This is a genomic window from Microcystis sp. M_QC_C_20170808_M3Col, assembly GCF_007095505.1.
GTDB lineage: Bacteria > Cyanobacteriota > Cyanobacteriia > Cyanobacteriales > Microcystaceae > Microcystis.
Genome location: NZ_SFBY01000105.1, coordinates 1 through 6,326 on the forward strand (window position 1 = coordinate 1; position 6,326 = coordinate 6,326).

Genomic DNA, 6,326 nt, shown 5'->3' on the forward strand with positions numbered 1-6,326 from the left:
GAGAAAAGGTTTGTTTCAGCACAGGCAGCCAATCAAGCTTTAAATACTCTCCACGAAATGCAATTAACTGCCTCAAACCTTGAAAAACCCGCAGGGAGTCGGGTACAGTTGCAAAAAAGCGAGGAGAAAATTAAAATATCTTTACCTCCCGAAGGTTTTACCCCTAAATTAATTGGTCTTGGAGCCTTTGCCATCGCTTGGAACGCTTTTTTATTAGTATGGACAGGAGGAGCCGTTTCTATTCCTCTGTGGATGAGTTGGTTTTTTCTGCTCTTTTCCTTGCCCTTTTGGTTTGTGGGTTTAGGAATGCTTTACCAGATTATTTATTGTCTCAAAGGGGAGGAAATTATCACTATTGATAGGCAAGAAATTGTTGCCATTCAGCGAATTTGGGGTTTGACACTTTCGGGCAAAAAGAAAATGGCACGGGAACATATTAATAAACTGGTGATAGCTGATAGTTATCATACCAAAGATAGCGATGGCGATCGAGTTTATGTGCCGATGGCTTTAACTATTTGGGCGGGGACTAAAGAATATACTATTAGCAGTAAGACAAAAGAATATCTGAGTAACCCCGAAATTGAATGGTTAGCAGCGGAATTAAGTCAATGGTTAGGAATACCCATTACTAATAAGTAATCTTACAGATATCAGCTTATCGCGCGTCAGCTATCAGCTTTTTTCTCCCTTCTCCCTTCTCCCCACTTCCCTGTCCCCTTCTTCCCCCTCTCCTTGATATAGACGAACTCTCTGTGATCAGTGTAAAATTTTATGAAGAGTCTGGGCTTTTTTGCTCCAGAGCCAGTGACTAAGATCAAAAGTGTGTCATCCCATCGATAATTAAGTTTATGAGCGCCACTGTTACCGTAGAAAAACGCAAATTAGAAAAACCCCCTTTAGAACTGCATTATCTCGGCGATCGAGTCTTGCGTCAACCGGCCAAGCGGATTACTAAAGTCGATGACAGCATTCGTCAATTAGCCAGAGAAATGCTGCAAACTATGTATAGTTCCAATGGTATCGGGTTAGCAGCTCCCCAAGTGGCAGTCAATAAACAATTGATTGTCATCGATTGTGAACCCGATAAACCCGAAAATACGCCCCTAATTCTGATTAATCCCCAAATTATCGGTTATAGTCGGGAATTGTGCAAAGCGGAAGAAGGTTGTTTGAGTATTCCCGATGTGTTTTTAGATGTCATCCGTCCCCAATCGATCGAAGTGAGTTATAAAGATGAACAGGGGAAACCGCGAAAACTGCAAGCTAACGGTTTACTAGCGCGGGTAATTCAACACGAAATGGATCATCTTAATGGTGTCATGTTCGTCGATAGAGTAGATAACGATTTGGCACTCAATGAAGAATTAAAAAAACACGGTTTTTCCGTGCAAGCGGTGAAACCTGTTGAGAAAGTGACAAAATAAAGGCATTAGTTAATTTAGGTGAGGAGTGAAGATGACCCCGAAAAGCGGCGTTTTATTGTTATTATCCTGTATTGCAGCGATCGCTGGTGTGGGTTGTGTCTTTGAAATTAGTTCGGGAGAACCGGATTTAGGCAATACCACCACTGGCTTAATTCTAGCTGCAAGTGTGCCACTAACAGCCCTATTTTTTTGGGCGGCGGTTAAAGACACAAGAGCCAATTACAAGTAGAATAACTTCCCCTCGGTTATCGAAAAATTGGCATAATTTTCATGAGCAAAAGAGAGAATTTATTTCTCTCTTTTGTTTGTTTTAACTACAGGACAAATTGCCAGAAAAAGTTACTTATTTTGAGGATTTTATCATCTTTCATGACAATCAATTATATGCCGACCGGTGAAAATCTGATTAGGTAAAGATTTCTCCAGGCTGCATCTCACCTTTGCAGAAATACGGACAATCAGCAATTATCAGTGACTCTTAAATTATTACAAATATATCAGCAGCTGTCTGTAAGCATCCCACCGAAAAACTAATGCGCTTCGGGGTTTGGGGGGTAGAACCCCCCAAAGTCATGGATTGAGTGATAAAATCGGAAGTGCGATCGCTGATCTTGTAGGTTGGGTTGAGGAACGAAACCCAACACAACCAACGATTACTTTTTTTAACTTCAACTCAACTGCCAACAAAAATGTTTCAATTTAATTAAGTTTTCTCAAATGTAATTCTACTTAACAACTTGATGAGGAAATAAAAATGACTACCGAAGAAATTTTACTAGAAACATGGCGAACATTAGATGAATCTGGTCAAGAGCAAGTATTAACATTTATGAAACTCCTAAAAAAAACAAATAATTTAAAAATTGATAATAGCTATATTTCTCCACAAGAAAAAGCCAAGAGATGGGAAGAATGGGCAATGAGTCATCAAAAAAGAGGATTCAGTCTACCGGATGAAGCCCTACATCGTGATAGTATTTACGAGGATTAATGGCTAAATATTTACTCGATACTAATATTTTACTGCGAGGAAGTGATCCAGATTCTTCTAGTCATTTACTGGCCATTAAAGCTGTCTCCAATTTATTGAAAAGTGGTCATGATTGCTATATTACCTCTCAAGTATTGATTGAATTTTGGGTAGTCGCAACACGACCAATAGAAGTAAATGGTTTAGGATGGAGTGTTAAGCAAACCAGTGATGAAGTCAATCAATTAATTAATCGTTTTTCTTGGATAGAAGAAACATCCGAAATTTTCTTTTATTGGCATAATCTAGCGAATACTTATAATATTAAGGGAAAAAGAACTCATGATATTCGCTTAATAGCTGTCATGAAAACCCAGAAATTAACTCATTTATTGACTTTTAATCCAGATGACTTTATTAAAATTCCTGACATTCAGATTATTCACCCTAATGAAATTGTTAACATATAGAAGATAGACGCTGGAATTATAAAACCCCAATCCCTGAGCATTAAATTATAATTTATGTAGTGCGATCGCTGCTCTTGTAGGTTGAGTTGAGGAAAGGCACGAAACCCAACACAACCAACAGTCACTTTTTCAACGTCAACTCAACTGCTAACAAACTTTAATTAAACTCAAACATATTCAAGAAAACAACCATGATTGATATAATGATAGTTAAACAAATTGCTCAAGAGACTCTATCTTGAATCATGCCTAAAATTTTGCTCAGATTTTGAGGAGAATAAAATTTAATGACTGAATTAAGAATACGTTCACAATTTCCTGACTCTCTTAAACAAATTATTGAGAGTGCTTTATCTGAAAGATTGTACAGTATTGAAGTAGGAATTAAAAGAACAGAAGAACGTCCACAAGAATTTGAAAATCAATATCATTTATCAACGGCAGCATTTATACAAAAGTTTAATAACGATGAATTAACCCATAGTTTTGATTTTGATGAGTGGATAGGAGAATCTCGAATGTTCAACCATTTACAAACTCAAAAGAAGATAGTTCAAGGGGTAGAATTTGTTAATTGAGACTTATTTTAATCAGATCATAGATATTCTCAAAAACTGTCCCATTAATTAGGGTATGCTGAAAAAGTTTTTCAGCATACCCTAGTTAAGTTTTCTCAGAGGACAAAACCATGAAACGACTTAACTCCCATAATCTATTAATTACTTCCTTATTAGGATTGTCAAAACTTTTTGCTAATTCCTATCCTTTGGTTAAAGCACAATTAGAACCAAAACTAGGCCGTCAAGCTACTGTTGATAAAGTTCTTGAAGAAATTCGCTTAAAGGGAGTTTGGGTTAAGTTTGAAATTGATAAAGGAGTAGCCAATGAAAATCACACGGGAAATCCAACTAACAGAATAGATGTGTTACATATAGTTTTTGGGGATATTTCAAAAGATACTGTTCGAAGTATCTCGATTATTGAGAACATCATGGGTTCCAGCGTTTTAATAGGCTAATTCAAGTCTGAATTGGCCTGCCGACCGGTGAAAATCTGATTAGGTAAAGATTTCCCCCTGTCTCCTATATCCGCAATCTAGAATGATAAAATAGGTGAAGTTCAAAGCATCATTCATTAGCTATGACCACAACCTACAAAGTAGAAATTTCCCATTTAGGAACAACACAAACGATCGAAGTTAGGGAAGATCAAACTATACTACAAGCGGCCTACGATGCGGGAATCGACTTACCCAGTTCTTGCAATGCGGGCGTATGTACTACCTGTGCCGCTCAACTTTCCCAGGGTAGCGTCGAACAAAGTGATGGCATGGGATTATCCCCCGACCTGCAAAAAGAAGGCTATGCTTTGTTATGTGTGGCCTATCCTCGCTCGGATATTAAACTGGAATCTGGCAAGGAAGAAGTGGTTTATCAACGTCAATTCGGAAAACCCTAGGCCGAACTGGGGTTAAGATGACAAATTTTCGGGGGTTTCCCCCCAAAAAAACCGATTTTGAGCCAATCAGACCAGCAAATCCTAACCAATAGCTGAATGCTGACTACTCAGGAAGAACTTTTGCTCTCTACCCTTGAGGGCCGCTTTCATGAAACCATAAAAGAGAGGATGAGCTTTATTGGGACGGGAGCGAAATTCGGGGTGAAATTGGGTAGCAATAAAGAAAGGATGTTTTGGTAGTTCGATAATTTCCACCAAACGACCATCAGGAGAAGTGCCACTCACCAGATAACCAGTCTCGAAAAAGAGACTACGATAGGCATTATTGAACTCGTAACGGTGACGATGGCGCTCATAGATAACCTCTTGACCGTAGAGGGAGAAAGCCAGACTATCGGGATTTAAACGACAGGGATAGAGACCTAAGCGCATTGTTCCCCCTAAATCTACCACATCTGCCTGTTCTGGCAGTAAATTAATCACCGGATTCGGTGTATCTTCTTCAAATTCGGAACTATTGGCCCTTTCTAATCGGGCCACATTGCGACCCCATTCGATAATCGAACACTGCATCCCTAAACAGAGACCCAAGAAAGGAATATTATTGACCCTAGCATACTCGATCGCCTTAATTTTGCCATCCACACCCCTAATACCAAAACCACCGGGTACAACAATACCGTCAACACCGCTTAAATGAGCTTCGGCCGAATCATTATCCACATCTTCGGCACTTACCCAACGCAATTCTATCTCGCTATCAAGGGCAATAGCAGCGTGTTTGAGGGCCTCCACCACCGAGAGATAAGCATCCCCCAACTGCACGTATTTACCAACGATAGCTATCTCTAATTTTTGACCGGGGGATTGCATCTGTCGGATGAGATTTTCCCACTCCTCCAGATGGGGGTATCGGGGATCCAGGTTTAATAATTCTAGGGTTTGTTGCGCTAATCCCTCTTTTTCCAGATTGAGGGGAACTTCGTAGATACTGCTGGCATCCTGAGCGGTAATCACCGATTCCACCGGCACATCACAGAAAGCTGAGAGTTTTTCTTTTAACCCCGGTTGTAGGGGTAGATGACAACGACAGACTAACACATCCGGTTGAATGCCGATCGATCTTAATTCCTTGACCGAGTGTTGCGTCGGTTTAGTTTTCATCTCCTTGGCGGCCGGAATCCAAGGAATTAGGGTAACGTGCATATAAACTACGTTATTTCGACCCACATCCTTCCTAAATTGTCTAATTGCTTCTAAAAAAGGCAAAGATTCGATATCTCCCACCGTACCACCAATTTCTGTGATGACAATATCGGGGTTGGTATCTTTGGCCACCCGAAGAATCCTTTCCTTGATTTCGTTGGTAATATGGGGAATTACCTGCACAGTTCCCCCCATATAAGCACCACGGCGCTCTTTATTCAATACCGCTTGATAAATCGAGCCAGTAGTCACGCTATTGAGACGGGAGAGTTCCGTATCGGTAAAACGTTCGTAGTGGCCAAGGTCGAGGTCGGTTTCGGCCCCATCATCGGTGACAAATACCTCTCCGTGTTGAAAAGGACTCATCGTACCCGGATCCACGTTGATATAGGGGTCTAATTTCAGAATTGAGACGGAATAATCCCGACTTTTCAACAATCTTCCTAAACTAGCGGCGACAATTCCTTTCCCAATACTGGAGACGACTCCCCCGGTGACAAAGACAAATTTACTCATAAAATTTTTCCTGCGATCGATTATACCCGGCAAGGGGTGAGAGTTTTCGGGATGCGGCGGTGTCATTTTCCCAGATTTCATTATAACCGGAGGATATATACCCCGATCCTCGTTTTAGCTCCCTCTCGAAAATCTATTGCACCACAGCTTCATCCCGATCATTTGACACTCCCCGCTCTAAAGAGACGGGGATTCTTGGTTCACAGAGATTACTTGCTTAGACAGAATTGCTTCTGAAAAAGTAGAGGTATTCTCTCCCCAAGCGTTTATTGGATCTAG

The 6,326-nt window shown here is 40.4% G+C and carries 8 protein-coding genes and 1 pseudogene; 8 read left to right on the forward strand and 1 reads right to left on the reverse strand.

All coding sequences use genetic code 11. The features are described 5' to 3' along the window. The 8 genes and pseudogenes from EWV84_RS05235 to EWV84_RS05270 all read left to right on the forward strand — a co-directional run. Nucleotides 1–642: pseudogene (locus tag EWV84_RS05235) on the forward strand (serine/threonine protein kinase); the annotation flags it as partial. 209 nt (nt 643–851) lie between these two features. Then, nucleotides 852–1,427 carry a peptide deformylase gene (def, locus tag EWV84_RS05240; RefSeq protein ID WP_287076906.1) on the forward strand — a complete coding sequence of 192 codons (576 nt, stop codon included), beginning with the start codon at nt 852–854 and terminating at the stop codon, nt 1,425–1,427. A gap of 31 nt (nt 1,428–1,458) precedes the next feature. Then, nucleotides 1,459–1,656 (forward strand): hypothetical protein, encoded by a 198-nt coding sequence (locus EWV84_RS05245; RefSeq protein WP_002731987.1) that lies wholly within the window; start codon nt 1,459–1,461, stop codon nt 1,654–1,656. A 525-nt stretch (nt 1,657–2,181) separates the two neighbouring features. Further along, nucleotides 2,182–2,418, forward strand: coding sequence for a hypothetical protein (locus EWV84_RS05250; RefSeq protein ID WP_158201400.1), 237 nt, complete (start codon nt 2,182–2,184; stop codon nt 2,416–2,418). Beyond that, nucleotides 2,418–2,867 carry a type II toxin-antitoxin system VapC family toxin gene (locus EWV84_RS05255; protein WP_287076909.1) on the forward strand — a complete coding sequence of 150 codons (450 nt, stop codon included), beginning with the start codon at nt 2,418–2,420 and terminating at the stop codon, nt 2,865–2,867. Before EWV84_RS05250 ends, EWV84_RS05255 begins: the two co-directional genes overlap by 1 nt. Before the next feature lie 287 nt (nt 2,868–3,154). Continuing rightward, on the forward strand, nt 3,155–3,445 hold the full coding sequence (locus tag EWV84_RS05260) for a hypothetical protein (protein WP_287076910.1): 291 nt from the start codon (nt 3,155–3,157) through the stop codon (nt 3,443–3,445). Between the two features lie 110 nt (nt 3,446–3,555). Then, nucleotides 3,556–3,885, forward strand: coding sequence for a hypothetical protein (locus tag EWV84_RS05265; RefSeq protein WP_287076912.1), 330 nt, complete (start codon nt 3,556–3,558; stop codon nt 3,883–3,885). Between the two features lie 122 nt (nt 3,886–4,007). Beyond that, nucleotides 4,008–4,325: a 2Fe-2S iron-sulfur cluster-binding protein gene (locus EWV84_RS05270; RefSeq protein ID WP_158200850.1), complete on the forward strand. Its 318-nt coding sequence runs from the start codon at nt 4,008–4,010 to the stop codon at nt 4,323–4,325. An 81-nt stretch (nt 4,326–4,406) separates the two neighbouring features. Here the strand turns inward: EWV84_RS05270 and pyrG are convergent, their stop codons facing one another. Beyond that, nucleotides 4,407–6,047, reverse strand: coding sequence for a glutamine hydrolyzing CTP synthase (gene pyrG / locus EWV84_RS05275; RefSeq protein ID WP_287076913.1), 1,641 nt, complete (start codon nt 6,045–6,047; stop codon nt 4,407–4,409). Nucleotides 6,048–6,326: the final 279 nt, after the last annotated feature.

What these genes read in the sequence shown, in the direction of transcription:
- def (WP_287076906.1), top strand. Translation starts at nt 852, where the DNA reads ATGAGCGCCACTGTTACCGTAGAAAAACGCAAATTAGAAAAACCCCCT.
- EWV84_RS05245 (WP_002731987.1), top strand. Translation starts at nt 1,459, where the DNA reads ATGACCCCGAAAAGCGGCGTTTTATTGTTATTATCCTGTATTGCAGCG.
- EWV84_RS05250 (WP_158201400.1), top strand. Translation starts at nt 2,182, where the DNA reads ATGACTACCGAAGAAATTTTACTAGAAACATGGCGAACATTAGATGAA.
- EWV84_RS05255 (WP_287076909.1), top strand. Translation starts at nt 2,418, where the DNA reads ATGGCTAAATATTTACTCGATACTAATATTTTACTGCGAGGAAGTGAT.
- EWV84_RS05260 (WP_287076910.1), top strand. Translation starts at nt 3,155, where the DNA reads ATGACTGAATTAAGAATACGTTCACAATTTCCTGACTCTCTTAAACAA.
- EWV84_RS05265 (WP_287076912.1), top strand. Translation starts at nt 3,556, where the DNA reads ATGAAACGACTTAACTCCCATAATCTATTAATTACTTCCTTATTAGGA.
- EWV84_RS05270 (WP_158200850.1), top strand. Translation starts at nt 4,008, where the DNA reads ATGACCACAACCTACAAAGTAGAAATTTCCCATTTAGGAACAACACAA.
- pyrG (WP_287076913.1), bottom strand. Translation starts at nt 6,047, where the DNA reads ATGAGTAAATTTGTCTTTGTCACCGGGGGAGTCGTCTCCAGTATTGGG.